24 protein-coding genes and 2 pseudogenes are annotated in these 24,631 nt (G+C 62.0%); 19 read left to right on the forward strand and 7 right to left on the reverse strand.

Going from position 1 to position 24,631, the window contains the following annotated elements; translation table 11 throughout:
* The 6 genes and pseudogenes from EOA23_RS13865 to EOA23_RS13890 form a co-directional block, all read left to right on the forward strand.
* Positions 1 to 274: pseudogene (locus EOA23_RS13865) on the forward strand (hypothetical protein); the annotation flags it as partial.
* 123 nt (positions 275 to 397) lie between these two features.
* Entirely contained in the window at positions 398 to 748 is a 351-nt protein-coding gene (locus tag EOA23_RS13870) for a hypothetical protein (protein WP_189341603.1), read from the forward strand.
* Between the two features lie 235 nt (positions 749 to 983).
* Positions 984 to 2,267 (forward strand): efflux RND transporter periplasmic adaptor subunit, encoded by a 1,284-nt coding sequence (locus tag EOA23_RS13875; protein ID WP_127304538.1) that lies wholly within the window; start codon positions 984 to 986, stop codon positions 2,265 to 2,267.
* A gap of 4 nt (positions 2,268 to 2,271) precedes the next feature.
* Positions 2,272 to 5,414 (forward strand): annotated as a pseudogene (locus EOA23_RS13880) (efflux RND transporter permease subunit).
* Positions 5,415 to 5,425: 11 nt separating this feature from the next.
* The gene (locus EOA23_RS13885) at positions 5,426 to 6,919 is read left to right on the forward strand and encodes an efflux transporter outer membrane subunit (RefSeq protein WP_127304539.1); all 1,494 of its coding nucleotides are present in this window, start codon (positions 5,426 to 5,428) and stop codon (positions 6,917 to 6,919) included.
* Positions 6,920 to 7,026: 107 nt separating this feature from the next.
* Positions 7,027 to 7,713, forward strand: coding sequence for an aspartyl/asparaginyl beta-hydroxylase domain-containing protein (locus EOA23_RS13890; RefSeq protein WP_127304540.1), 687 nt, complete (start codon positions 7,027 to 7,029; stop codon positions 7,711 to 7,713).
* A 177-nt stretch (positions 7,714 to 7,890) separates the two neighbouring features.
* Here the strand turns inward: EOA23_RS13890 and EOA23_RS13895 are convergent, their stop codons facing one another.
* The 3 genes from EOA23_RS13895 to EOA23_RS13905 form a co-directional block, all read right to left on the reverse strand.
* Positions 7,891 to 8,190 carry a DUF982 domain-containing protein gene (locus EOA23_RS13895; RefSeq protein ID WP_126060446.1) on the reverse strand — a complete coding sequence of 100 codons (300 nt, stop codon included), beginning with the start codon at positions 8,188 to 8,190 and terminating at the stop codon, positions 7,891 to 7,893.
* 212 nt (positions 8,191 to 8,402) lie between these two features.
* Positions 8,403 to 8,639, reverse strand: a complete 237-nt coding sequence (locus EOA23_RS13900; RefSeq protein ID WP_127304541.1) for a hypothetical protein — start codon at positions 8,637 to 8,639, stop codon at positions 8,403 to 8,405.
* Positions 8,640 to 8,751: 112 nt separating this feature from the next.
* Positions 8,752 to 9,147, reverse strand: coding sequence for a hypothetical protein (locus EOA23_RS13905; protein WP_127304542.1), 396 nt, complete (start codon positions 9,145 to 9,147; stop codon positions 8,752 to 8,754).
* Positions 9,148 to 9,317: 170 nt separating this feature from the next.
* Here EOA23_RS13905 and map point away from each other — a divergent pair, with 170 nt between their 5' ends.
* The 7 genes from map (at position 9,318) to EOA23_RS13940 (ending at position 15,547) form a co-directional block, all read left to right on the forward strand.
* Positions 9,318 to 10,145 (forward strand): type I methionyl aminopeptidase, encoded by an 828-nt coding sequence (map, locus tag EOA23_RS13910; protein WP_127304543.1) that lies wholly within the window; start codon positions 9,318 to 9,320, stop codon positions 10,143 to 10,145.
* Positions 10,146 to 10,584: 439 nt separating this feature from the next.
* On the forward strand, positions 10,585 to 11,265 hold the full coding sequence (locus EOA23_RS13915) for an OmpW family protein (RefSeq protein WP_127304544.1): 681 nt from the start codon (positions 10,585 to 10,587) through the stop codon (positions 11,263 to 11,265).
* A gap of 237 nt (positions 11,266 to 11,502) precedes the next feature.
* Entirely contained in the window at positions 11,503 to 12,153 is a 651-nt protein-coding gene (gene radC / locus EOA23_RS13920; RefSeq protein WP_127304545.1) for a DNA repair protein RadC, read from the forward strand.
* A gap of 147 nt (positions 12,154 to 12,300) precedes the next feature.
* Entirely contained in the window at positions 12,301 to 13,554 is a 1,254-nt protein-coding gene (locus EOA23_RS13925) for a tyrosine-type recombinase/integrase (RefSeq protein ID WP_127304546.1), read from the forward strand.
* A 457-nt stretch (positions 13,555 to 14,011) separates the two neighbouring features.
* A complete protein-coding gene (locus EOA23_RS13930; protein WP_127304547.1) occupies positions 14,012 to 14,401 on the forward strand; it encodes an XRE family transcriptional regulator in 390 nt (129 codons plus the stop codon).
* Positions 14,394 to 15,305 carry an ABC-three component system protein gene (locus EOA23_RS13935; protein ID WP_127304548.1) on the forward strand — a complete coding sequence of 304 codons (912 nt, stop codon included), beginning with the start codon at positions 14,394 to 14,396 and terminating at the stop codon, positions 15,303 to 15,305. Before EOA23_RS13930 ends, EOA23_RS13935 begins: the two co-directional genes overlap by 8 nt.
* Complete coding sequence (locus EOA23_RS13940) at positions 15,302 to 15,547, forward strand: ABC-three component system middle component 6 (RefSeq protein ID WP_127304549.1); 246 nt, start codon at positions 15,302 to 15,304, stop codon at positions 15,545 to 15,547. Before EOA23_RS13935 ends, EOA23_RS13940 begins: the two co-directional genes overlap by 4 nt.
* A gap of 26 nt (positions 15,548 to 15,573) precedes the next feature.
* Here EOA23_RS13940 and EOA23_RS36925 read toward each other — a convergent pair whose 3' ends face one another.
* Entirely contained in the window at positions 15,574 to 15,696 is a 123-nt protein-coding gene (locus EOA23_RS36925) for a hypothetical protein (RefSeq protein WP_281058751.1), read from the reverse strand.
* 375 nt (positions 15,697 to 16,071) lie between these two features.
* Between EOA23_RS36925 and EOA23_RS13945 the strand changes: the two genes are divergently transcribed.
* The 3 genes from EOA23_RS13945 to EOA23_RS13955 are packed head-to-tail and all read left to right on the forward strand — an operon-like array spanning position 16,072 to position 19,622.
* A complete protein-coding gene (locus EOA23_RS13945; protein WP_245474160.1) occupies positions 16,072 to 17,307 on the forward strand; it encodes an ABC-three component system protein in 1,236 nt (411 codons plus the stop codon).
* A gap of 6 nt (positions 17,308 to 17,313) precedes the next feature.
* On the forward strand, positions 17,314 to 18,129 hold the full coding sequence (locus EOA23_RS13950; RefSeq protein WP_127304551.1) for a hypothetical protein: 816 nt from the start codon (positions 17,314 to 17,316) through the stop codon (positions 18,127 to 18,129).
* The gene (locus tag EOA23_RS13955; RefSeq protein ID WP_127304552.1) at positions 18,126 to 19,622 is read left to right on the forward strand and encodes a hypothetical protein; all 1,497 of its coding nucleotides are present in this window, start codon (positions 18,126 to 18,128) and stop codon (positions 19,620 to 19,622) included. Before EOA23_RS13950 ends, EOA23_RS13955 begins: the two co-directional genes overlap by 4 nt.
* Here the strand turns inward: EOA23_RS13955 and EOA23_RS13960 are convergent.
* The 3 genes from EOA23_RS13960 to EOA23_RS13970 all read right to left on the reverse strand — a co-directional run bounded on the left by EOA23_RS13960 (position 19,605) and on the right by EOA23_RS13970 (position 22,019).
* Positions 19,605 to 20,237: a hypothetical protein gene (locus tag EOA23_RS13960; protein WP_210212485.1), complete on the reverse strand. Its 633-nt coding sequence runs from the start codon at positions 20,235 to 20,237 to the stop codon at positions 19,605 to 19,607. The two genes, EOA23_RS13955 and EOA23_RS13960, sit on opposite strands and share 18 nt — an antisense overlap.
* On the reverse strand, positions 20,234 to 21,349 hold the full coding sequence (locus EOA23_RS13965) for a toll/interleukin-1 receptor domain-containing protein (RefSeq protein WP_127304553.1): 1,116 nt from the start codon (positions 21,347 to 21,349) through the stop codon (positions 20,234 to 20,236). Before EOA23_RS13965 ends, EOA23_RS13960 begins: the two co-directional genes overlap by 4 nt.
* A 127-nt stretch (positions 21,350 to 21,476) precedes the next feature.
* On the reverse strand, positions 21,477 to 22,019 hold the full coding sequence (locus EOA23_RS13970) for a hypothetical protein (protein WP_245474162.1): 543 nt from the start codon (positions 22,017 to 22,019) through the stop codon (positions 21,477 to 21,479).
* A gap of 91 nt (positions 22,020 to 22,110) precedes the next feature.
* Here EOA23_RS13970 and EOA23_RS13975 point away from each other — a divergent pair, with 91 nt between their 5' ends.
* The 3 genes from EOA23_RS13975 to EOA23_RS13985 all read left to right on the forward strand — a co-directional run.
* On the forward strand, positions 22,111 to 22,665 hold the full coding sequence (locus EOA23_RS13975; RefSeq protein ID WP_127304554.1) for a hypothetical protein: 555 nt from the start codon (positions 22,111 to 22,113) through the stop codon (positions 22,663 to 22,665).
* Positions 22,666 to 22,696: 31 nt separating this feature from the next.
* Entirely contained in the window at positions 22,697 to 23,623 is a 927-nt protein-coding gene (locus EOA23_RS13980) for a hypothetical protein (protein ID WP_127304555.1), read from the forward strand.
* Positions 23,624 to 23,714: 91 nt separating this feature from the next.
* Positions 23,715 to 24,631, forward strand: a 917-nt coding sequence (locus tag EOA23_RS13985; protein WP_210212486.1) for a DUF6035 family protein, incomplete at its 3' end; no start/stop codon positions are given.

Here is a 24,631-nt window from a genome sequence, read left to right on the forward strand (position 1 = left end):
GGATCAGGCAAAGCGCGATCCCTTCGCCTTCCAGGAAAAGCTGGCCGACGAGGTGACCAAACGCGCCGCTTCCGCCGCCAAGCTCAAGGACGCCATCGGGGTGCTGCGTGCCAAGCTGACGCCCGAACAGCTCGAAATCCTAGCTTCGGCGGACCGGCCTCATGGCCACCCCCCCGGTCCATCGGGCGATCCGCCGGATGCAGCCGGCCCCGGAGGTCTGCCTGATCACGGACAGCTCCCTCCACCCCTACCCCGGAGTGGCGAGCAACTCTGACCGGCTGCGCCGGCCGGCCCTCTGACCCACCCGTTCAAGGGCCGGCCGGTTTCCAATCAAGGCAGCGTCTCACATGGCAGCGGCTTCGCGAAGCGCACGGAGAACACTATGTGGGAAGCTTTGATGATGCTGCGCCTGATCGCGTCTGCAGCTCCGCGCTTCACGCTTGGGCGCCCGCAGCCAGCCCTTGCGCGGCGCACGCTCAAGGGCGCGATCCGGCTGAGCTTCGCCGGATACCGCCTCTCGCTGCCGACCCCGCCGCCAAACCTCGAAAACCGCACAGAAAATCGCACAAATCGGACTTCCATGGAAATATCCATCTCGGCCGAGCGCGCTGAAGGCGCGCACCTACGATCGGCAAGGGCACTTGGTTTATTGGCACGGATCGGCATACTGATGCCGGCGGGTGTCGCGGCCGCTCATTCGGCCCCCTTCGTCGAACGATCCTGGCCGCGCAAAAGGAGCGCGACATGACCCGCTTCGGCTCATTGCTGGACGCCCAGGCGCAGTGCTCCGTCGCCCAGGCGCGGTACTCCGTCGCCCACGCGCGAACACCCATCGTGGTTGCCGCGACCGATAACGGCTTTCCCCGCCCTTCCATGCTTGTCCCACGCCTCCCTCATAGGTGCCCGTCGCCCAATGGCTCTGCAATGCGCCTGCGTCAGCCATCGGGCGGCCTTAGCAACTCCAGAGAAAGATGATCCGGGCCATGCGCATTTCATTCAGCCAGCATTCCTTGCCGACGCGCCGCATGGCGGTCCTCGCGCTGTTTGGCACCGCGCTGGTGCTGGCAGCCTGCTCGCAGGAGAAGAGCCAGGTGCCGGCCGGCATGGGGGGTGCCGGCAGGCCCGAGGTCGGCGTCGTGACGCTGCATCCGCAATCGGTCGCGATCACCGCCGAGCTGCCGGGACGCACCGCCGCCTCGCTCATCGCCGAGGTGCGCCCGCAGGTCGACGGTATCATCCGGCAGCGGCTGTTCCAGGAAGGCGCGGAGGTGGTGGCGGGGCCGCCGCCCTACCTCATCGACCCGGCGAGCTATCAGGCCGCCTATGACAGCGCCGTCGCGACGCAGCAGAAGGCTGAAGCCGCCGTGCCCACCGCCCAGGCCAAGTTCGACCGCTATGCCGGGCTGCTGAAGCAGAACGTCGTCTCGAAGCAGGACTACGATGATGCCGCCGCGACGCTGGCGCAGGCGCAGGCCGACGTCGCAGCGGCCAAGGCCAGCGTCGAAACCGCGAAGATCAGCCTCGATCGCACCTCGATCACCGCGCCGATCGCCGGCCGCATCGACAAATCGACATTGACGCCGGGAGCATTGGTCACGGCCAACCAGGAAACGGTGCTGACCACCATTCGCTCGCTCGATCCGATCAATGTCGACGTTACGCAGTCCAGCACCAACCTGCTCAATCTGCGACAGGCGATCAACGAAGGCCGGCTGAAATTCAGCGGGACCAATGTCAGCGTCAAGCTGAAGCTCGACAACGGCACCATCTACGCGCAGAACGGCAAGCTGGAGTTCGCCGGCGCCAATGTCGACCAGTCGACCGGCACCTTCGCGCTCAGAGCCCAGTTCCCCAATCCTGACCGCCTGCTCTTGCCTGGCATGTATGTGCGCGCCATCGTCGAGGAAGGCGTCGCCCAAAACAGCTTCCTGGTGCCGCAGCGCGGCGTCACCCGCGACCCCAAGGGCCAGGCGACGGCCATGATCGTCAATGCCCAGGGCAAGGTCGAGCAGCGCGTGCTCAGCGTGCGCAACAGCGTCGGCAACAATTGGCTGGTGGATTCCGGCGTCGGCGACGGCGACCGCGTCATCGTCGAGGGCCTGCAGCTGGTGCGCGCCGGCGGCGACGCGACGGCGGTCGAGGTGACGATCGACGAAACGACCGGCGAGATCAAGGACCGCGAGCAGAGCTCCGCCTCGGCGACCGCCGCCGGCGGCAACGCCGCCGGTGCCGCCAAGCAGCCGTCCTCCGGCGCAACCGGGAACTGAAGCGATGTCGGGATTCTTCATCAACCGGCCGATCTTCGCCTGGGTGATCGCCATCGTGATCATGCTGGGCGGCCTCTTGGCGCTGCAGTCGCTGCCGATCTCGCAATACCCGCAGATCGCTCCAACCACGGTCAACATCAGCGCCAGCTATCCCGGCGCCGACGCTCAGACCGTCGAGAACTCGGTGACCAAGGTCATCGAGCAGGGCATGACCGGCATCGACAACCTCGATTACATGACGGCGACATCGACCTCGACCGGACAGGCCTCGATTACGCTGACCTTCACCAGCGGCGCCAACGCGGACACCGCCCAGGTGCAGACGAAGAACAAGCTGCAGCTCGTGCAGTCGCAGCTGCCGCAGGTCGTCCAGAACAACGGCATCACCGTCTCCAAATCCTCGACCGGCTTCCTGATGGTCATCGGCTTCGTCTCCAGCGACGGCAAGATGAACTCGACCGACCTCGCGGACTATGTCGACTCAACCATCAACGACACGCTGAAGCGCGTCGAAGGCGTCGGCTCGACGCAGCTCTTCGGCTCCGGCTATGCCATGCGCATCTGGCTCGACCCGGACAAACTAGCGCAATATTCGCTGATGCCGAGCGATGTCGCCACGGCCGTCGAGGCGCAGAACACGCAGGTCTCGGCCGGCCAGCTCGGCGGGTTGCCGGCGCGCAAGAGCCAACAGCTCAATGCCACGGTCACGGCGAAGAGCCGGCTGCAGACTGCCGAGCAGTTCCGCAACATCTCCTGAAGAGCAATACCGACGGCTCGCTGGTGCGGCTGAACGATGTCGCCAAGGTCGAGATCGGCGCGGAAAGCTACACCACCCAAGCCCACTACAACGGTAAGCCGGCCGCCGGCGTCGCCGTCAGCCTGGCGACCGGCGCCAACGCGATCAGCACGGCGGAAGCGGTACGCGCGACGATCAATCGCCTGAGCTCGACCTTCCCGCAAGGCGTCGAGGTCGTCTATCCGTACGACACCTCGCCCTTCGTGCGCCTGTCGATCGAGGAAGTGGTGAAGACGCTGGCCGAAGCGATCGTGCTGGTGTTTTTGGTGATGCTTCTGTTCCTGCAGAACCTGCGCGCCACCATCATCCCGACGATCGCCGTGCCGGTGGTGCTGCTCGGCACATTCGGCGTGCTCTCCTTCTTCGGCTATTCGATCAACACCCTCACCATGTTCGCCATGGTGCTCGCGATTGGCCTATTGGTCGACGACGCCATCGTCGTGGTCGAGAATGTCGAGCGCGTCATGCAGGAGGAAGGCCTGCCGCCGAAGGAGGCGACGCGCAAATCGATGAACGAGATCACCGGCGCGCTGATCGGCATCGCCACCGTGCTCTCGGCCGTGTTTGTGCCGATGGCCTTCTTCGGCGGCTCCACCGGCATCATCTACCGGCAATTCTCCGTCACCATCGTCTCGGCAATGGTGCTCTCGGTGCTGGTGGCACTGGTGCTGACGCCGGCGCTCTGCGCCACCATCCTGCGCCCGGCCAAGGACCATGCGACGCAACGGGGTCCGTTCGGCTGGTTCAACCGCATGTTCGATCGCGGCACCATCGCCTACCGCGGCGGCTCGCACGGCATCATCAAGCGTTCCTGGCGCTTCCTCGCTGTGTTCCTGGCCATCGTCATCGCCATGGGCTGGATGTTCGCCCGGCTGCCGAGCTCGTTCCTGCCGGATGAGGACCAGGGCATCCTGATCACCAGCGCTTCACTGCCGGTCGGCGCGACGCAGGACCGCACCGAGCGCGTGCTGGCCGAGGTGACCAACCACTATCTCAAGGAAGAGAAGGACGCGGTCGAAGGCGTGTTCACGGCTTCCGGCTTCGGCTTCGGCGGCGCCGGGCAGAATGTCGGCATCGCCTTCGTGCGGATGAAGGATTTCGGCCAGCGCAAGACCTCGGCTCTGTCCGTGTCTGCGGTCGCCGGCCGCGCCATGGGCGCTTTCTCCAAGATCAGGGATGCCCAGGTCTTCGCGCTGGCCCCACCCGCCATCCAGGGTTTCGGCAACACCAACGGCTTCGATTTCTACCTCCAGGATGTCAACGGCGCCGGCCACGACGCACTGATCCAGACGCGCAACCAGCTTCTGGGTCTGGCTGCAAAGAACAAGCTACTTGCCAACACGCGCCCCAACGGCCAGGAGGACCAGCCGCAATTCTCGATCGATATCGACCAGGAAAAGGCCAGCGCGCTCGGCATCAGCCTTGCCGACATCAACAACACGCTGTCGACCGCCTGGGGCAGCGATTACGTCAACGACTTCATCGATCGGGGACGAGTGAAGCCGGTCTATCTGCAGTCGGGCGCGGATTTCCGCATGCAGCCGGAAGATCTCGACAAATGGCAGGTCCGCAACTCCGGCGGCGCCATGGTGCCGTTCTCGGCCTTCGCCTCCAGCCACTGGACCTACGGTTCGCCCCGCCTCGAACGCTACAACGGCTCGGCGGCGGTCGAGATCCAGGGCGCCGCGGCCGCAGGCCAAAGCTCCGGCGCGGCGATGGACGAGATCGACAAATTGGTCGCGCAACTGCCCGCCGGATATTCGCATGAATGGACCGGCCTGTCGCACCAGGAGAGGCTTTCCGGCAACCAGGCGATGTCGCTCTACGCGATTTCGGCGCTGGTCGTGTTCCTGTGCCTTGCCGCGCTTTACGAAAGCTGGTCGATCCCGTTCGCGGTGATGCTGTCGGTGCCGATCGGCATCTTCGGCGCGCTGGCGGCGGCCACTCTCTTCGGCCAGACCAATGACGTCTATTTCAAGGTCGGCCTGCTCACCACGATCGGTCTGGCGGCCAAGAACGCCATCCTCATCGTCGAGTTCGCCATCGAGCGGCAGTCTGCCGGCATGGGGCTGGTCGAGGCAACACTCGAAGCGGCGCGGCAACGCCTGCGGCCGATCCTGATGACATCGCTGGCCTTCATCCTCGGCGTCACGCCTCTGGCGATCGCCAGCGGCGCGGGCTCGGGCGCGCAGAACTCGGTCGGCATCGGTGTTATGGGCGGCATGATCGCGGCGACCGTGATCGGCGTCTTCCTGGTGCCGCTACTCTTCGTCACGGTGCGCCGCATCTTCAAGGGCAAGGCAGCCAACGAGAATTCAGGCGGGACCCCAGCCACAGCCACTCAAGAATAGAGGTTTTTTCCATGCCAGGTTTTGAACGCGGTCTCGCGACCGCGAAGGGGTTCTTTTTGCCCGCGTTTGCCGCGGCCCTGCTCTCGGGATGCGTGGTCGGTCCGGATTACCAGAAGCCACTGCTGGCGATGCCGGCGAGGTGGAGCGGGCAGAAGGCGGCAAGGCCGGCCAAGCCGGCGCAACTGTCGCAATGGTGGCAGCGCCTGCGCGATCCCGAGTTGAACGCGCTCGTCGAGGAGGCGGTCGCCGGCAATCTCGATGTCGCCACCGCCAAGGCCAAGATCCGCGAGGCGCGGGCAAGCTACCGGCAGTCGGTGGGCACGTTGCTCCCATCCGCCAACGGTTCGGCCTCGGCCACCCGCAATAGGTCCACAACAACCAGCTCGGGCACGGCAACCGGCACAACCTATGACCAGTATCAGGCAGGCTTCGATGCCAGCTGGGAACTCGACCTCTTCGGCGCCAACCGCCGCAGCGTCGAGGCCGCCAGCTACGGCTTGGACGCTTCCGAGGAAAGCCTGCGCTCGACCTTACTGACCTTGGTCGGCGATGTCGCCTCCAACTATGTCCAGGCGCGCGGCTATCAGGCTCGCATAGCGCTTGCCCGGCGCTCTGCCGCATCGCAGCGGCAAACCGCCCATCTCACCCGCACGATGGCCTTGGCCGGCTCGGCGACCGCAGCGGACGTAGCCAAGGCGGAAGGACAGGCCAGCGGCACGGAAGCCGGCGTTCCGAGCCTGGAGGCCAGCTATGCCGAGGCCGTGCATCGCCTTTCCGTGCTGACCGGCCGCCCGCCAGCGGCCCTCAACGAGCGCTTGAGGCACGCAACGCCGATTCCAGCGCCCCGCCTGCCGATCCCGACCGGCATCCCGGCCGACATCCTGCTCACCCGTCCGGACGTGCGCATTGCCGAGCGGCAATATGCGCAGTCCACCGCCAAGATCGGCCAGGCCGAGGCGGCGCGCTATCCGAGCGTCAGCCTGACCGGCGACATCAGCACCACATCCCTCAAGCTCGGCGATCTCGGCAAGAACTCCACCATCGGCTGGTCCTTCGGGCCGACGCTCAGCGTGCCATTGTTCAATGGCGGCCAGTTGCAGGCGGCCGTCGACGTCGCCAAGGCCCAGCGCGACCAGTATTTCGTCGCCTACAAGGCCGCCGTGCTGACGGCGCTGGAAGACGTTGAAAACGCCACCGTTTCGCTGTCGCAGGAGCGCATCAGGAACGGCAAGCTCGCCTCCTCCGCAAAGTCCTACGGCGATGCCGCGCGGCTTGAAAGAACGCTCTACAAGGCTGGCGAAACCAGCCTCCTCGACGTGCTCGATGCCGAACGCTCAGCCTATTCCGCCGACGATTCCGTCCTGCAAAGCCGCGTCTCGATCGCCACCGATTACATAGCTTTGAACAAGGCGCTTGGCGGTGGCTGGAACGGCGCGATCGATACAGGCAGGCCCGAAATCATTGATGTCCGCACCGGTCCGCGCCTGGCATCGAAGACCCAGTGAGACCAGGTGCACGATGTCTATCCGCCTGTTGACGACCCGAACAAATCTCCGTGAGCCATGGTTGCAAACAATATCCCACTGTATAACAGCCTCGTTGAGGTAATGAGATGACAGCCGCCTACGATCTCGGAACCAATCTGGTTCGCCGTATCTATGAAAAGCGCATAGATGCGCCGGCCATTCTTGATGCCGGCACGCATTTTCCCAATGCCGCTAAATTCGCCGCCGCCTGGCAGGACATCCGCGATGAAGCGCTCGCAGCAAAGCTGAACAAGGCGCCGCGTTTTCATGACATCATGCCGGAGCAGGCCGATATCTCGGCCAATGACGGGCTCGACTGGCGCATGTTCGTGCTCAAGGCCTACGACATGACAGTGCCGGAGAATCTCGCGCGCATGCCGGTTCTGAGCCGGCTGCTCACCGAATGCCCCGAGGTCAAGTCGGCGGCCGTCTCCTTCCTCGCCCCGCACAAGCACATCCCGCCGCACCGCGGACCATTTCGCGGCATCATGCGCTTTCACCTCGGCCTTTCCATCCCCAAACAGCCGGACGGCCGCCCGGCAACGATCATGATGATCAACCATGAGGAAAGGCGCATCGCCGACGGCGAATGCATGCTGTGGGACGACACGTTCGAGCACGAAGTCATGAACAACTCGGATCAGCCGCGCGTCGCTCTTCTGCTCGACGTGTGGCGTCCGCAAATGCCGCTGGATATGGAAATCCTGTCACGCGTGATCGTGCGCGGCGTGCAGGTGGGAATGCGCTATCGGGGCGTGTCGTTCGGCGGCTGAACCAGCTGCGATCGACGCCTGGAGCAATTCCAGGAAAAGTGTGAGCGGTTTTCCGTCCGGAATTGCGTAGCAACAAAGGGGTAGGGCGTTTCGCCGTTTCCGTGAAACGGTGAAACGCCCTAATGCATGTCGCCCGACGACGCGATCTTCAGGGAAAGACCTGGACCAAATAGAGACTCAGGCGCGCGCCTCGCGATGCGTCGCTGCCCTGCGCTTGCCGGGAAACATCGCGTCCCTCGCCAGCAATCCGCTGACGCGGCAGAAGGTTGCGAACGCCCGGCAGGCTTCCTCGGTGCTGGCCACATCGACCGTCGCCCCGAAGCAGGCATTGAAGGCGGCTTCGTAGATCTTGCCCTGCCTGCGCTTCGGCCAGTCCTGCAGGAAATCGAGCGCCTGCTCGACGCTGTAGATCTCCTCGACCGGCAGGCCGGGCGCGGGCGTAATGCGCACCGGCACCTCGAATTGCAGTCTGTCCATTCCCTGTCTCCCGAACGGGCGCAGCCCCAGCAACGCCGCTCGATGTGAAAAGTTGCTTTTGCGGCCTTCTGACTCAGGAATGTGACCTCAGTGCGGTCAACAATCGGTTCACGGATGCGTCAGGCCGGCGCCTGGGCAATCCGCGCAAGCCACGTGACAGGGCGACACTACCCACACCGCCCTGCCCTTGCTCTTGTTCCACATCGTCGGCGCTACTGATTGGCCGGATCGGTCTCCGCGTCATAGGCCATGCGGGTAACCACCATCAGCAGATAGGCGGATGGCAGCGCGAAGATGGCGCCGAGCACGATGGCCGCTGTTCCCTCCATGCGAAGGGTGGCGGCAACGGCCCAGTAGACCGTGCCGATGCAGATCACCGCCTGAACCGCCAGGAAGCAGGCCGCGGCGGCCGCGCGGGTAAGTGTCTTGAATGTCTTGATGCGTTGCATTGAAGAAAATCCGTATTGAAGCGCACGCAACCGGCGGACGGCCTGCGGCCGTCGCCGGGTCGCGACGCGAAGAAATGCTTTTGATTTGAATGCCGCGCTTGGCGGCTCAGCCTTATGCGGCGGGTGGCGCGCGTGGCTGGTTGGTGCGTGACGGCGTTGCAGTTCTCGCCGCGGGCGTGACGCCCATCTCGGCTGGCAGCGCCTGGCCGATAACCAGAAAATCGGCTGCGGGCGCAAGCACGCCGGGATTGCCGCTGACGAGCTTTATCGGCAGCGGCCAGCTGGCCCGAACCTCGAGCGCCTGAGCCTTGCCGGAGGTCCTGAGCAGCGCGATCGTGTCGCCCTGGCGAGCGGCGCTGATGCTGGAGCCACCCTGGAGCGAGACCGCCGACGCGGAGATTCCGGATTGGGCGAAGCCCAGCAACGCGAGCACCAGCAGCGCCATCAGGCCCGCAAAAGCGGCCCTGACCGGCAGCAGCTTCGATCTTTCGCGTTCAGGTGCCGTCAAGGCTATCTCCGGATTTCTGGTCGGCCCTAACCTATGGAATGGCGGAAGGAAAGCCGCAATGGACGGCGCGCTCGCACTTCGTCCTTGAACCTTGCGGCTTCCGGTGCCAAATCTGGGGCAGATCTTGGCACTCGGCTCCCTTTGGAGCCAACGCCGGCAAACGGACAAAAATGGTTACCTATCTCGACGCCTCCACGGCCCCCCTTCGAAACACCGGCCAGATCCGCCTCTATGGCGAGGAAGGTTTTGCCGGCATGCGCAAGGCCTGCGATCTTACCGCGCGCTGCCTCGACGAGCTGGTGCCGATGGTCAAGCCCGGCGTGACGACCGAAGCGATCGACCGCTTCGTCTTCGAATTCGGCATGGACCACGGCGCATTGCCGGCGACGCTCAATTATCGCGGCTACACCAAATCATCCTGCACCTCGATCAACCATGTCGTCTGCCACGGCATTCCCGACAACAAGCCGCTGAAGGATGGCGACATCGTCAACATCGACGTCACCTATATCCTGGACGGCTGGCACGGCGATTCCTCGCGCATGTATCCGGTGGGCACCATCAAGCGCGCCGCCGAGCGCCTGCTCGAGGTGACCTATGAATGCCTGATGCGCGGCATCGCCGCGATCAAGCCCGGCGCCCGCACCGGCGCTATCGGCGCCGCGATCCAGACCTACGCCGAGGCCGAGCGCTGCTCGGTGGTGCGCGATTTCTGCGGCCACGGCGTGGGTCAGCTTTTCCACGACGCGCCGAACATCCTGCATTACGGCACCGTCAATGAAGGCGTCGAGATGCGGCCGGGCATGATCTTCACCGTCGAGCCGATGATCAATCTCGGCCGCCCGCATGTGAAGGTGCTGTCGGACGGCTGGACGGCGGTCACGCGCGACCGTTCGCTGTCGGCGCAGTACGAGCACACGATCGGCGTCACGGATACCGGCTGCGAGATCTTCACGCTGTCGCCGAAAAAGCTCGACCGTCCCGGCCTGCCGGCTTAGCTAGGTTTCTTGCCGCCGGCCTTCCCGGCTAAAGCATGTCTCCCGAAAGTGGGAACCGGTTTCGGGATAAAAGACATGCTTAAAATCAAAACTAAAGCGCATGGAGCGAATCTGAAAGATCGCGACGCGATTTAGGCGCTCGCTTGACGTTCGCCCCGAGAATCGAAACCGTGGCTCCTTGGAGTCGCAAAGGCCTCTGGCGCCCGACAAAGAGCGGCCGGGGCGACCTGCCGCATCATAGCCCCGTTAGGGGCCCTTCCTTCGAGTCGTTCCGGACAGCGGACCCGCCATGATCGTCATGTAGCATTTTTGTTACAGGCGACGTCGGATTGAACGCTGCTCCAATTACTTCATCCGACCGTTGACCTGGATCAACCGAGCATCTCTCCACGGCTGTCATTGCTGCAGCGCACCACATTCGAATTCATGGAGAGATATTATGGTGAGAAACTGGGTTGGGCGGGGGATCGCGGTTGCCGCAGCGCTTGTCGTGGCAGGGATGCAGCAGGCCACGGCGGCGGACATACAATCCGTGACACAGAACGAGCCGCCTGTAGCAGCATCCGGTCCCTGGCAGATTCGCCTGCGCGCCTTGGGCGTGGTCACGGACGACAAGGGCAACGTCAACGGAATCCCCGGCTCCGATCTTTCCTATTCGGATACCGTGACGCCGGAATTGGACATTTCCTACTACTTCACCGACAACGTCGCCGCCGAACTCATTCTCGGCACCACCTACGCCAATATATACGGCGAGGGGACGATCAGCGGGTTGGGCAAGGTCGGCAAGGTCTGGGTGCTCCCGCCGACACTCACGCTGCAATACCACTTTACCGATTTCGGCGCCTTCAAGCCCTATGTCGGCGCCGGCGTGAACTACACGATCTTCTACAATCAGGATGCCGGCAGCGCTGACGCCCTCCATGTCAAGAACACGTTCGGCGGCGCCCTGCAGGTCGGGTTCGATTACATGCTGGACCAGCATTGGGGCGTCAATTTCGACGTCAAGAAGCTCTTTCTGGAGCCGAAATTCGACGTCACGGTCGGCGGCACGAACTTGACTGGCAAGGCCAAGCTCAACCCCTGGCTGATTGGCACGGGCGTCACCTACCGCTTCTGACAAGGCAGGACGGAAGCCGGTTGCCGACTTTGACTGACCATGAGGAGGGTGCCGTGTTGCACCCTTCTCGCACCTCGAATGCGGGCCCCTCCAAATGATCGCCGGTGGAGCATGCGCCCACCATGACGGGGCCGATGCAGGGATTTTCGCGCTCGCGCCGAAAAAAACTCGACTGCGTCCGACCCGTCGGCTTACAGTTTCCTTCTGCCGGGCCTTTCCGGCCAAGGGCGGGCGACCATGGGGGAAACCAGCGACGACGAGCGGGGATTTTTCGCGGAGCTGCCCGTCCGGCGGCCCACCAAGGCCGCACCGATCGAAAAGCCGCACTATCACGGCCATCGCGATCGTCTGCGCGAACGGTTCGTCGCCGGCGGGCCAGACGCCCTGCCCGACTATGAACTGCTCGAGCTGCTGCTGTTCCGGCTGATCCCGCGCGTCGACACCAAGCCGATCGCCAAGGCGCTGATCGCCCGCTTCGGCTCGCTGGCCGAAGTGATCGGCGCGCCGCCTTCGCTGCTCGAGGAAGTCAAAGGCATCGGGCCGACGGTTGCTGTCGACCTCAAAGTCATCGCCGCGACGGCGCAGCGCATGGCGCGTGGCGAGGTGCGCGGTCGCGAGGTGCTGTCCAACTGGACGCAACTGCTCGATTATTGCCGCTCGGCCATGGCCTTCGAGAACCGTGAGCAGTTCCGCATCCTGTTCCTCGACAAGAAGAACGGGCTGATCGCCGACGAGGTACAGCAGACCGGCACCGTCGACCACACGCCCGTCTATCCGCGCGAGGTGGTGAAGCGCGCGCTGGAGCTCTCCGCCAGCGCCGTCATACTGGTCCACAACCATCCCACTCACCCCTTTTCAATCACGCAGGATCACGCTCCAGTGCATTGAAACATAATGATTTTTCGGCTTGTCGTATTGCCGGCTACTGTGGCATATTGGGGTCGGTTTTAAGGGGATCAAAGCCCTTTTTGACCCCAATCCCAGACCCCTACTACCCGTCTGGCGACCCCACTAAAAACCCCACGGGAGAGCCCAGTGCCAAGCCTTACTGATGGAGAAATACGCCGCGCTCTGAAGCAGGCCGAACAGACTGGAAAACAGATCAGCCTCGTCGACGGCGAGGGACATGGCACCGGCCGTCTCATTATTGTTATGAAGCCTATGCCGACCCGCGTGACGGCGGATTGGATGGCTCAGCAGTGGCGCGACCAGAAGCGCCTCAAGAAAAAGCTCGGCTCATATCCTTCGATGAGCCTCAGCCAGGCGCGCGAGATCTTTAAGCGCGACTACGCCGACATGATCCAGAAAGGGCGCAGCATCAAAATCGCTGGAGACACACGCACCGGCACCGTCGCCGATCTTTTCGAAGCCTATGTGGCGTCGCTCAAGGCCGCCGGGAAGCCGTCCTGGAAAGAGGCCGAGAAGGGATTGAATAAGATTGCCGATACGCTCGGGCGTAACCGGCCTGCGCGCGATATCGAACCCGATGAAATCAGAGACATCATCCGACCTATCTATGAGCGCGGCAAGCGCTCGATGGCCGATCACGTCCGCAGCTACATCCGCTCAGCCTATAGCTGGGGCCTAAAGTCCGAGCACGACTATCGCACCACATCGGCCCGGCGGTTCCGCCTCGTCTACAACCCGGCGGCTGGCATCCCCACAGAGCCCAAGAACGTGGGCACGCGGTGGCTGGACGAGGACGAGTTCGTCCGGCTTTATCGCTGGCTCGAATGCCCGGATAGGCCGGTCCACCCGCCCTATGCCCGCGCCGTCAGAATCCTCATGCTGACCGGCCAGCGCGTCGAGGAAATCGCGCGCCTGCACGTTGACCAATGGGATTCGTCCGAGCGCATCATCGACTGGTCGAAAACCAAGAACGGTAAACCCCACGCAATCCCCGTGCCCAAGATCGCCGCCGAGCTTATCGAGTCGATTAAGCCCAACGAGTTCGGCTGGTTCTTCCCATCCGCGACCGACCCGTCAAAGCCGGTCAGCCACGGCACGCTCTATTCGTTCATGTGGCGCCAGCGCGACCGCGAGGTCATCCCTGTCGTGACCAACCGCGATCTCCGCCGAACATGGAAGACTCTTGCTGGCAAGGCCGGCCTGTCGAAGGAGATACGTGATCGGCTGCAAAACCACACACTCCAGGACGTCAGCTCCAAAAGCTATGATCGCTGGAACTATATGCCCGAAAAGCGGACAGCTATGGCTAGGTGGGACAAATTTTTACGCGAACTGTTGTCACGGAAGAGGCGCAAACCTTTGCTGAAGGAGGCTGCGTGAACCCTCAGCCGCCTACCTCTCTGTGTGCCGTTGCGAAGGCCTGGCCGGGTGGCGAATTTGTGCAACAGATTGTTGCACAATTGCCTCGGCATCACAGCGTCTTTCTCCTCGATATCGGCAAGGCGTCTGAGGAACGCGCATGGTACGCCCGATCAAATTCGGCTGGAGCCGCTGCTTGATTGGCTTTAGCCACATCGGCGGCTGCTGCCTTTGCTGCAACGGCATTTCCCACATCGGCAACCGAAGTGCACGCGTTGCCATTGACCTGACATAGCCTCAAAGCTATACAACCTGAGCCGATTTGGGTCGTCGATTCTGCGCGCTCCACTGAGAAGTGGCCGCACATTCGCCAGCTGGAACGGCAACCCGCAAGACTCCCAAAGATACACCCCTTTCGGTCGGCATGATGCTTCTGCAGAACGCAAAAGCCTGGAGACCGCCACAAAGGATCACCCCGATGGCCGGGCGCCTCGACGATGTTAACGCCTCACAGCAAGCTTCCGATCAGGGAGAGCAAGTCCGTGTCGGACATCAGGCGCGGACGCAGGGGATCGAAGGATTGCGGGAGTTGCGGCAAATCGCTGGCAAGGCCCAGGCCGACATCGCGACGGCGCTCAAGATCAAGCAGCCCTCAGTCTCCAAAATCGAGAAACAAACCGATATGTACCTCTCGACACTCCGCAGCTATGTGGAAGCGGTCGGAGGGACGCTTGAGTTGACCGTAAAGCTGCCGAAGCGGCCCGCGCTGCGCATCCATCACCTTGGTGAGATGACGGCCGCCCTATCCTCCCAACCGCACCGGTCGAGGCATAGCGACGTACCGTCGCCAAGGCGGCGCCATGGATGAGTTGCAGAGGTCCATTTACGTTGATCGGTTCCGATTGGCATTCCACACGCAACGAGGCACAGCCTTCCAGGATTGGTTCGTTCGTCTCGCCGGCCACGCCTTCGGAGCCGATTTCGAAGAAGTACGGCCCTACGGCCCCTACGGTGATCTGAAGTGCGACGGGCGCCGCATCAGCACGCAGTCGGTGTTTCAGTGTTACGCACCGGACGCCATGAGGGAAGCCGACCTCATCGAAAAGGTCGATGAGGACTTCCATGGCGCACGCGGCCATTGGTCCGACGACATGCAGGAATGGGTTTTCGTCCACAACGACGGACGCGGTCTGCCGCCGAATGCCGTGCAGCATCTGAATGGCCTGCGCCAAGCCCATGCTCCGCTCCAAATCGCCACCTGGTCAGAACCCGAACTCCTACAGCTCGCCATGGGGCTCGATCTGTCATCCCTGCAGGCTCTGTTCGGTCCGGCCGCCTCGATCGCAATCGTCGATCGCCTGGTCATGTCCGATCTCATGCCGATCATCGACGCTTTGCAGCGCCAGGAGCCTAATGCGGGGGATCCGCCTCTGACGCCGCCGTCGCCTGAGAAGCTGGAGAAGAATGCGCTTTCCGAGGAATCGGGGCTCCTCCTTCGCATCGGTCGCCGCAAGTCTAGCCTGGTTGATACCTTCTTTCGCAAGAGCCCCCGGCCCGATCTTGGCGAGCGCATCGCCGAGGCTTTCCGCACGCGCTATGCCGAACTCAAGGCTCTGGACCTTCCTGCCGATACGATCTTCAAGCATCTTCAGGATTACGCCGGATTCAATGGTGAGCCCAAGCGTCAGGGTGCAGCGCTGGCGGTTCTCACCTATTTCTTCGACAGCTGCGACATATTCGAAGACCCGGCCGTTCCCGTGGAGGCAATGTGATCCTCCCGACCAAACATGTCCGCCCGGATCGCGCGTTGATCGGCGTCGGCGCCGAGGTGCTTGATATACTCAAGCGGCCGATGACCATGTCGCGCCTGTGGGACGAGGTACGCGGTCGGCGAACGCTTCATACGCCCAATGCTCCGGTCGACTATCAGTGGTTCATCTTGGCGCTGGATCTCCTCTACACGATCGGCGCGCTTGATTTCGAGCGCGGCCTGGTGCGGAGGGTTCAGTCATGATCCGCCGCTTCGGCAGTGACCTTGCCTCATTCAAGACGCTGACCTTCCGGCCCGGGCTCAACATCCTTCTGGCCGACAAGAGCGAAGGCGCAAACGATCGACAGTCCAGAAACGGCGCCGGCAAAACCAGCTTCATCGAGCTGGTGCATTTCCTCTTCGGCGCCGACGCCCGCAAGGAAAGCATCTTCCGCTCCGACGCGCTCTCGCCATGGACCTTCGATGTCGCCGTCGACATCGCCGGCGAGACCATCTCGGCGGCACGCAGCGGCGCAAAGCCCAGCCGTATCCTTCTGAATGGCCCCGTCGAGACGTGGCCGCTTGCACCTCAACTCGACCAACGTGCCGGCCTGCTTGAACTCTCCAACGAAAACTGGAAGGCCAACCTCGGTGCGCTCTGGTTCGGCCTACCGATCTCAGCCGGCGACGAGACCGAGCGCTTCCAGCCTTCTTTCCGCTCGCTCTTCTCCTATTTTGCGCGGCGGCAGCTCAGCGGCGGCTTCCAGCAGCCCATGCAGCATTCCTCGATGCAGCAGACGTGGGATCAACAGGTTTCGATTTGCTATCTGCTCGGACTAGACTGGAGCATTCCAGGCCGGTTTCAGGAACTGCGGGCACAAGAAAAGGTCGCCCAGGAGCTTCGCAAAGCCGCGCGGAGCGGCGATCTCGGTCGGTTCTTCGGCAAAGCCGCCGATCTTCGCACCCGCCTCACCGTCGCTGAGGCGCGCGCCGAGCGACTGCGCCGCCAGCTTGAAACCTTTGAAGTCGTGCCCGAGTACAAGGCTCTGGAGCGTGAGGCGAACGACATCACCCGCGAAATCGACGGCCTCAACGTCGAGAACGTCGTCGACGGCGATCTCCTCCAGCAGCTTCGCGCCTCGCTCACCGAAGAAGACGCACCCGATCTCGGCGATGTGACCAAGCTTTACGCCGAAGCGGGGGTCGTGTTGCCCGACATGGTGCGCCGCCGCTTCGATGAAGTTGAGCGCTTCCATCGCACAATCATCGAGAACCGTCGCGCCCATCTCCACGCCGAGATCGCTTCGGCCGAAACTCGAATGAGCGAGCGGGATCAACGCATTGCGGAGCGCGACCGGCGCCGCCGGCAGATCATGGGCGTGTTGCGTTCCGGCGGAGCACTTGAGCATTACACCAGCCTGCGCGAAGAAGCCGGTCGCGCGGAGGCGGAGGTCGAAGGCCTGCGCCAGCGGCTCGAGACCGCGGAGCGCATCGAAAGTACAAAGGCCGAGCTCGACATCGAACGAGCCAACCTGTCGAAAGCGCTGCGCGATGACATCCATGAGCGGGGCGACGTCATCCGCGACGCGATCCTCGCATTCGAATCCCTGTCGGAATCCCTCTACGAGAAGGCGGGAAGCCTGACGATTTCAGAGACTGGCGGTGGCCCGCAGTTCGAGGTCCATATCGACGGGCAACGCAGCAAGGGCATCACCAACATGCAGATCTTTTGCTTCGATCTCATGTTGACCGAAATCAGCCTCAAGAACGGCCGCGGCCCTGGTTTCCTCATCCACGACAGTCATCTGTTCGATGGCGTCGACGAGCGGCAGGTCGCCAAGGCGCTCCAACTCGGCGCTGAGCGGGCGGAAGCACTTGGCTTCCAGTACATCGTCACGATGAATTCTGACGCGCTGCCGACAGAGGGCTTCCGGCAAGGCTTCGATGTTCGAGCTCACGTGATGGAAACGAAACTGACGGACGCGACGGATACCGGCGGCTTGTTCGGCCTGCGCTTCGAATAGGCTGCCATGCGATCTCAACCGTTCACACGACCCACCCTCATCGCTGCCGTCGAACTCCTCGAACAGCACAGTCAGGCGCGCTTCAACCAGGTCGTACTTCGTCTCGGCCTCGAAGACGAAATCTCCTCCAGCACCGGTCTCAGCGTCGCAAAGAAATGCGACCTTCTCGGCCGCATAGTCGTACAACGGTCCGGGACCGTTCTCGACACGCTCGACGGCAGCATGTCGCTGGGTGAGGCCGTTATCCGTCAAGCGGCACAATTGGCTCAACGCGACTCAGATCATCCCCAACAGACAGCCTTCGCACGCGGGCTAGCGCGCGACGGATATGTGTTGGCCTGGGACGACTATGGGCGCAATGCGTCGATCCGCGCCGCTCTGCCGAGCGAGATCGAATTACCTGAGACTGACGACGAGGTGCATCAGCTCCTCAAATCGTTCGGTTTTGCCACACCCCTCGGCCACCTGGACCAAGCGATCGAAGCTCACACCCGCGGCGATTGGGCCGCCTGTAACGGCCAGCTTCGGACTTTTCTCGAAAGTCTCTTCGACGACATCGCCTGCCACGTCCGTCCGCAGGAGGCTGCACAACGACCGAGTTCTGAGAACCGGCGCGCCCTCCTCGCCGACATCGGCTTTCTTGCAACCGACCGAAACGAGTGGACTCAGGACGGCAAGAACTACATCAACGGTTTGTTCAAGATGCTGCACACCGAGGGCTCCCACCCAGGGCTCTCGGACGAAGACCACAGTACGTTCCGCCTGCATGTCGTACTGGTCACCGCCCGAACATTCCTGCGGAGACTCCATGTCGGGCAATGACCATGACCCCTGAGCAAGTTACCCTTGCACGCAATGCGCTCGCCGGAATGAAGGCGGTCAGCGTCGCAACGCCCCAGCCGCACAGCGCAGAGTCTCTGTCCGAGCTACTGGAGCGCAACGACATCCATAACGCCTCGATCAACCTGCAAACGTTGACGGCAACGGGATTTTCCCGCGCCGGCATTAAGGCAATCGGGGATCTCGCCAAGACGTTCAGGCCAGCAACGGGGCAGAATAGCCACAAGGCGAGCAATGCCACGCTCTCGAAATTCATTGCGGGTGAAGTTATCAGCCGTTGGCAGACGAGTTCTGTCTCATCTCTGACTGCAGCAGACTTCGACGGGCTGCATGCCGCCATCGATGAGTGGTTCGCCCAACAGACAGCGGTGCGCCAGCATGTCGTCCCCTGCACCCTGTTCCCGCCTCCCATCGACAGCTTCACCGTCGGTCCCGTGACCTTCTACCATCTGCATGACTTCCCAACGGAGAGCTTCGGGATTTCGCGCGACGAGTTTTGGCCCAAACCGCTCCCTCCCTTAAAACGATGGGCGCGCGGCATGTGGGCAGCCCTTCGCGGCAAGCGGGTAATCGACCCCAAACCCGGCGGCTTCCAATTCGCGCAACTCATTGACATGGCTATTCAGCGCCATGCTCCGTGGATGGCGTTTGTCGAAGTTCCCGGCCGCGCGAAGGAAGAATCCATCGCGGCGGCAGACCTCGCCACGGATATTGCCCTCGCTGCCGTTCAACTCATTTCCCCGGGCGCGGACATGCGCGGTATCGCCCGAGCAACCGGCCGCGCTGCGCCGGTTTGGCGCGCCGACGTCTCCAGAGAAGCGGGAGGCGGTCTTAGCACCGGCGCCCAGAACAGGTTGCCCGCTTTGGCGCGAGCACCCGAGCTGATCGCTGCACACATAGCCTCCGCGCGGCCGCTCCTTGACTCGATGGGTAGGCGCCTGTCTGCCTATCTCGCTGCGACAAGCCCACTACCGGACCTCGACGAGGCTTGGTGCAACGCAGCCTATTGGTACCATGAGGCACTGGCTGAAAGTCTCGACACAGTCGCCGTCGCCAAGCTCGAGACGGCCATCGAAGTGCTATTTCGCGCCGAGAGCATGAGCGGCAGCAAGCAGCGCTTGCTCGATAGCTTTGACGCCATCTTCGGATTGACGGGTAGCGATCAGGTCAATCCTCCTCATCCGGTCACTGTTGAGCAACTCGTCGTTGCCATTACAACCGCGAGATCACGCGTCCTGCACGGCACCTGGCCAACGCTGCACAATGATCTCCCGACTGCCAAGGGCAAACCGGCTGTTACCTATGGAGATGTCGAGTTCCTGACGCGCATGCTGCTCGTCCAATTCTCGCTTCAGATAGACGCCTATCTAAACGCGGGAAAGACGGAGGATGCGACCGAAGCCCTCATCGCGTGGATCAAGGCAGAGCGGCTCGCAGCACAGGCTGTTGCAAACGCCTTACCTGGGGCGGTCTAAACGAAACTCCGACGCGGGCACATCAATCCGCCAAGCTCGCAAGGGATAGACGATAAAGTCATCGTCGTAGTGATCAAGTTGACAGTAGATATCGCTGCTCGGCACCGTTGCCACATAGGCCGCGCAATTGGCGAGGTCATAGTATGCCGCATGATGTGCTGCATACCAGATTGCCTTATCGAGCGACGAGGTCCAGGACATGCCAAGCTCGTGCACCGGACCGGCGCAGCCACGAAACAGGGTGAACCGATCGCCTCCCGCAGCCACCTGGCTCAAAGGCTTCAGTGAACGCAGTCGATCACGATCGCACGCGTCGAAGACAGATTTCAGGGTCGAAGCGCCGTATGGCGCGAAATGCGAGGTGTGAACATAAGCGTCGAGCCATGGCGCTTCGAGAAGCCCGAGTGCGGCGAGCGCCCGATAATTCCTGATGATAAATTCGAGGCTCGCGGAAGGGATATAACCGTGAAAATTCTCCCCCCGCGCAATCGCTCCCTTCACAGCGCCGGCGTCCGCTTCAGAAAGCGCGGAATAGTCGAGCGAGCCGAAACCATCCGGTCCTCCCGCTGAGCCCGCCCCACCGTCGATGCCCGTGCCTCGTGCTTCCTGCGTCATCGGGCAATGCGAAGCCGTCGCAATAGCTTGGCCAATGCAACCTCGTAATCTTCCGGATCCGAGAAGTCGGCATAAAGCTTGCCCTTCAAAAACTCAGGCAGCTCGCACTCCTCGTAAAGCAGCGGCAGCACGACCACCTCGCCACTGGCAATTTCCCGGTTCATCGCCACGTCGAGTTCCTTCTTCACCCATGGAGCGCCGATCGACTTCTGCGACAGCACAACCGCAATGTAGCGGCTGAGCTTCATGCCCTCTTCGATCTTGGCGATGAGCGAATCGCCGATATCGATTTCGGCCTCGTCCAACCACACTCGTGGCACGCCATGCGCCAGAAGATCTTTGCGCAGCCGGCGCACAAAGGGCTTGTCGACACCCGTATGGCTGAGAAACAGCCCGTAGTACTTCTCGTGGACAGGGTCAGCCTTCTCTAGGGCGAGACTATCGCGCACAAGCTGGTTCTGGGCCTCCTGAGAGGTCGGCGGGCTCAAAAGCCAGCCCGTCGTCGCCCCGAACGTCACCTTGCCGCCCAGACTGTAGCCTTCGGGCGTCGTCGCGATCGAGGCATAACCCTCGCTGGGATCCGAAAGGCACAGTGTCCAGCCTCCGGTCTTAGCCAGTACCTCGAAATAACGTGCGAAAGGGCTATCCGGATCGATCGCCCCCATCCTGCGTCCCTTCTTTACGAGGAGATCCGATCGCTTCACGAAGCTCGCGAGCTTCGGCGCGACATAGCCCAGATGCGTCTCGCGATAGCCGAAAAAGTTCACCCGCTTGGGTTCGGAAAGACACCAGACGACCGTGGCGCCGTCAGCAATCGCCGCCACCATTTCCTTCTCCCGATCCTCCTCGTCGAAGGCGGAGTCGATGTCATAGCTGTCCTTTTGACGTTTCAGCTTGCCCAGTTCGTTCGGCTCGTTCGAGAACTCGCCGCCTTGGCCAAATAGGAAATGCGTATAGCTCTCGGGATTGATGATGATGGTGTCGTATTCGTAGAGCGGATAGGCTGCCTTCTCTCGATCCACGCTGGCCTTGCACAATCCGAGATTCTCAATCTCCACCCCCTCGATCGCGTCGCCGGTATACGCCACCCCGACCGTCAGCACCCTTCTCATCGTATTGCCCCTTCATCTATCGCGGCGCAGACCAGCAGCCCCGCCGGTCTCTGCCGCATGCTTTTCACATTCAGACGGCCGCACATCGATGACCTCGCCACTTGATGGCGACGCCGTTGCGAGGACGTCAGGTCGCGGTCGTTCCGAAAACGGACGGCACATTGCGCCTGGCCGAGCGGCTCGACTGCCCACTAGCGCGATCTCGATGCCTGCAAGAACGCAGCGCGGAGCGCAGTCCCACTGTCTCGCATAATCCCCTGTAGAGGCGCGAGACCTGACCAGGATGCCGCGTATTGATGATGCCGCCCTTACACTCGGCCGAGATCACCCGGTCGCCAGCCTGCGCGACCACATCCCCCAGACCGGACTTCGGATTGACGGTGATGGTCTGGCCCGCAGCGCTTCGATAGCATCCTCCGTAAGACGTGCTGCCGTGGTTCGAGACTTTTTCGAACCCGCGCCGCTGCAACCAAGCCGCAAAGTCGAACTGCTTTCCATGCTCGCCGTCAGGATGGATACGAACGTCATCAACGTCCTCGGCGCGCAACAAGTGCATCGCATAGGCGACCATCACTGCGCCCTCATAAAGATGGTGCTCATGCGGCCCTTCGGACTTGCCGACGCGATTCGGCGGTGGTGCCACCGCCTTTACGAGATCATCGAAATCCAAGTCGCCCCCCGGTCAAAACGGCAGCCGCATCGACCGGCCGTTGACAGAAACGTATAACCGTCCATATTTGCCCAGTAAAGGATGGACGGTCATGTTTACCTATAGCCCAGAAAAATTTGCCTCGCTCTATGCCTCCGACCTTGGCCAACGCATTTGGACCTTTCTCACCCGGCCCGAGAATATCGCGCGTCTGGAGACTGCTTCCGAACTAGGCAAACCCGCCGTCGAAGGCATCGAGGAACGGCTCCTCGACGAGTTCCGGAAGGAGGTGCTGGCGGACCGTGTCAAGCAGATGGTGGGCCACATGGTGCGGCAGATCCTAGAGCAGCGCGGTTGGGCGCTCGATCAAACCGACGTGAAAGTCCAGTCAGTGCCATTCACCAAGGCCGCCCGCTATCGTCGCCCGGACTGGTTCACGTTCCATGCCTTCCGCAACAGTAGCGATCCCCGCGACATCGTCATCACCGATCGTCGGCAAAATGCGCCGCTTCCCGCCGGCGTGCGTTGGACTTACTACGCGACCTTTGCCAGCCCGCTCAAAGCCGCCGTGGCGTTCGGAGTACAAGATATCAAGCAGTTGCGTCAGCAGGTTCATTCGCATGGCTATCAACGCGTGCATGTCGAACGAATGATGCGTCGAGGATGACCAAGTTGCCGGCACACAGGATTGGTTAGAGATGTCCCGACTGTTTGACATTGAAGGTCCCAATCTCGATCGTGGTTTCGAGAACCTGAAAGTTGCTGAGTCGCCGATCGAACGGCAGCTTCACGAGCTGATCGAATCCATGTGGGCGACCTACGAGCCCTATGCCGATCCAGATTTTCGACAAGGCTTCGCTCGCGATGTCGATGGCCGGTTCTGGGAAATGTATCTGGGCTGCACACTGATCGAGGCAGGCCGTCAATTGCTGCCGGTATCCGAACGGCAACGCGATGGCGGCCAACCTGATCTCTGCGTCATCGAAAACGGCCAGCGTATCTGGATCGAAGCGATCGCTCCCGACGAAGGTGCCCCCGGGCCAGATCAGATTGGGCGACCAATCCCCATGAACCAGGGCGGAGGCCTCTTTGCTGCACCGATCCGTCAAGCACAATTGCGAACGTCTGGGGCCTTCTGGACCAAGGCCCAGAAGATCGCTCGTTACATCGAACAGGGCGTGATCGCGCCTCAGGATACCCGGATTATCGCGATCAGCGCGAGCCGCTTCGGCGTCTATGTCTCCGAACAGCCCCTTCCCCTAATCATGACCACGCTTTTCCCGATCGGAGACGCGTTCATAGCCATCGATCGCGGGACCGGAGCAGTTGTCGAGGAGGGGTTTCACCCGGCGCCGCTCATTGAGCGCGAACGCAATCCGATTCCCCGTACTGCATTCCTCGATCAGCGTTTTGCCGATATTTCGGGTGTGATCTGGTCCCGCGTCAGTCTCGGTAATCTCTCTCGTCGCGTCCGCCCGCTGACTTACGTCCACAATCCGCTGGCGCAAGTCCCGCTACCGGCACGCTGGGGAATCTGGGATCGGGAGTTCGTCGCGACGCCGGAGGGCGAAGGCTGGGAAGCAAGCGACATCCTGGCTCCTGCGCCGGTGGTCGAGGTACCATGATCAAGCGGCATGTGGACCATTCGCATGTTCAGCGCCAACTCATGCTCGACCAATTCGCAAACGGCCAAGTAAACGATCGGGAGGCGACTGTTTGACCATTGACCGAGGGCTTGGAGGTAACGTCACATTCGATCCGCTAGCCACTGCTCTGGCCGTCGATGACCCTGCCATTAGCGAATTGTTGGACTGTGACAGCGGCGAGTTTATCGATGCGAGAGCATGGATCGGGGGGCAACGCTACGAAGAACTGATCGCTGAGCGCGTAATTGTGCGTGAACGCCTGGCAAAGAATCCCCGTTTCCGCTGTTCGTTATGCTCGGTGCCCTCCTATTTGGTTTCGAACCAGCATAAGCGGTTTTTCTTTCGACACATGACCGAAGATGGGTCCTGCCCAGCAGAGACCCGCAGCCCGCTGTCACGCGAAGAAATCCTCGCCCGCAAATATGACGGCATCGGTGAAAGCGAGCCGCACAAACGCATCAAGCGCTTGATCGTGCGCAGTTTGGAGGCCGATCCATCATATTCCCGGATTCTGGCCGAGCGCCAATGGCGATCCTCACAGGATCCGCAGAGCCGTCGACAACCAGATGTTCAAGCCACAGGACCATCCGGGCGCATCGCTTTCGAAGTGCAGCTCTCGACGACATTTCTCGATGTCGTCGCCGGGCGCCGATCTTTCTACAGAGAGGAAGGCGCCTTGCTTGTCTGGGTAATGGGAGGCTTTGATCCCGAATATCGACGATTGACGACCGACGATCTCCTTTTTTCCAACAACTCGAATATCCTCGTTATCGACGAAGAAACGGCTTCGATTTCCGAGCTCCAGAGAAAATTCCACGTGCGTTGCCATTTCCGACGACCCGTCAGGGATGGCGCACAACTGGTCGACCTTTGGGAATCGTCTGTCGTGCCCTTCGGTTCGCTGGCGTGTGAACTCGACACGCAGCGCTGCTGGCATTTCGACTATGAAGGTCAGGCTGCCACCATCCGCGAAGCGATAGAGCAGGA

This window comes from Mesorhizobium sp. M2A.F.Ca.ET.042.01.1.1 (assembly GCF_003997405.1).
Classification (GTDB): Bacteria; Pseudomonadota; Alphaproteobacteria; order Rhizobiales; family Rhizobiaceae; genus Mesorhizobium.

Bases quoted from the DNA above. Each gene is read 5' to 3' on its own strand.
- EOA23_RS13960 (WP_210212485.1), bottom strand. From the start codon at position 20,237: ATGACGCAGGAAGCACGAGGCACGGGCATCGACGGTGGGGCGGGCTCA.
- EOA23_RS13900 (WP_127304541.1), bottom strand. From the start codon at position 8,639: ATGCAACGCATCAAGACATTCAAGACACTTACCCGCGCGGCCGCCGCG.
- EOA23_RS36925 (WP_281058751.1), bottom strand. From the start codon at position 15,696: ATGCACCAGCTCGATGAAGCTGGTTTTGCCGGCGCCGTTTCTGGACTG.
- EOA23_RS13885 (WP_127304539.1), top strand. From the start codon at position 5,426: ATGCCAGGTTTTGAACGCGGTCTCGCGACCGCGAAGGGGTTCTTTTTG.
- radC (WP_127304545.1), top strand. From the start codon at position 11,503: ATGGGGGAAACCAGCGACGACGAGCGGGGATTTTTCGCGGAGCTGCCC.
- EOA23_RS13975 (WP_127304554.1), top strand. From the start codon at position 22,111: ATGTTTACCTATAGCCCAGAAAAATTTGCCTCGCTCTATGCCTCCGAC.
- EOA23_RS13950 (WP_127304551.1), top strand. From the start codon at position 17,314: ATGCGATCTCAACCGTTCACACGACCCACCCTCATCGCTGCCGTCGAA.
- EOA23_RS13870 (WP_189341603.1), top strand. From the start codon at position 398: ATGATGCTGCGCCTGATCGCGTCTGCAGCTCCGCGCTTCACGCTTGGG.
- EOA23_RS13895 (WP_126060446.1), bottom strand. From the start codon at position 8,190: ATGGACAGACTGCAATTCGAGGTGCCGGTGCGCATTACGCCCGCGCCC.
- EOA23_RS13980 (WP_127304555.1), top strand. From the start codon at position 22,697: ATGTCCCGACTGTTTGACATTGAAGGTCCCAATCTCGATCGTGGTTTC.
- EOA23_RS13875 (WP_127304538.1), top strand. From the start codon at position 984: ATGCGCATTTCATTCAGCCAGCATTCCTTGCCGACGCGCCGCATGGCG.
- EOA23_RS13945 (WP_245474160.1), top strand. From the start codon at position 16,072: ATGCAGCAGACGTGGGATCAACAGGTTTCGATTTGCTATCTGCTCGGA.
- EOA23_RS13965 (WP_127304553.1), bottom strand. From the start codon at position 21,349: ATGAGAAGGGTGCTGACGGTCGGGGTGGCGTATACCGGCGACGCGATC.
- EOA23_RS13930 (WP_127304547.1), top strand. From the start codon at position 14,012: ATGGCCGGGCGCCTCGACGATGTTAACGCCTCACAGCAAGCTTCCGAT.
- EOA23_RS13955 (WP_127304552.1), top strand. From the start codon at position 18,126: ATGACCATGACCCCTGAGCAAGTTACCCTTGCACGCAATGCGCTCGCC.
- EOA23_RS13890 (WP_127304540.1), top strand. From the start codon at position 7,027: ATGACAGCCGCCTACGATCTCGGAACCAATCTGGTTCGCCGTATCTAT.
- map (WP_127304543.1), top strand. From the start codon at position 9,318: ATGGTTACCTATCTCGACGCCTCCACGGCCCCCCTTCGAAACACCGGC.
- EOA23_RS13915 (WP_127304544.1), top strand. From the start codon at position 10,585: ATGGTGAGAAACTGGGTTGGGCGGGGGATCGCGGTTGCCGCAGCGCTT.
- EOA23_RS13935 (WP_127304548.1), top strand. From the start codon at position 14,394: ATGGATGAGTTGCAGAGGTCCATTTACGTTGATCGGTTCCGATTGGCA.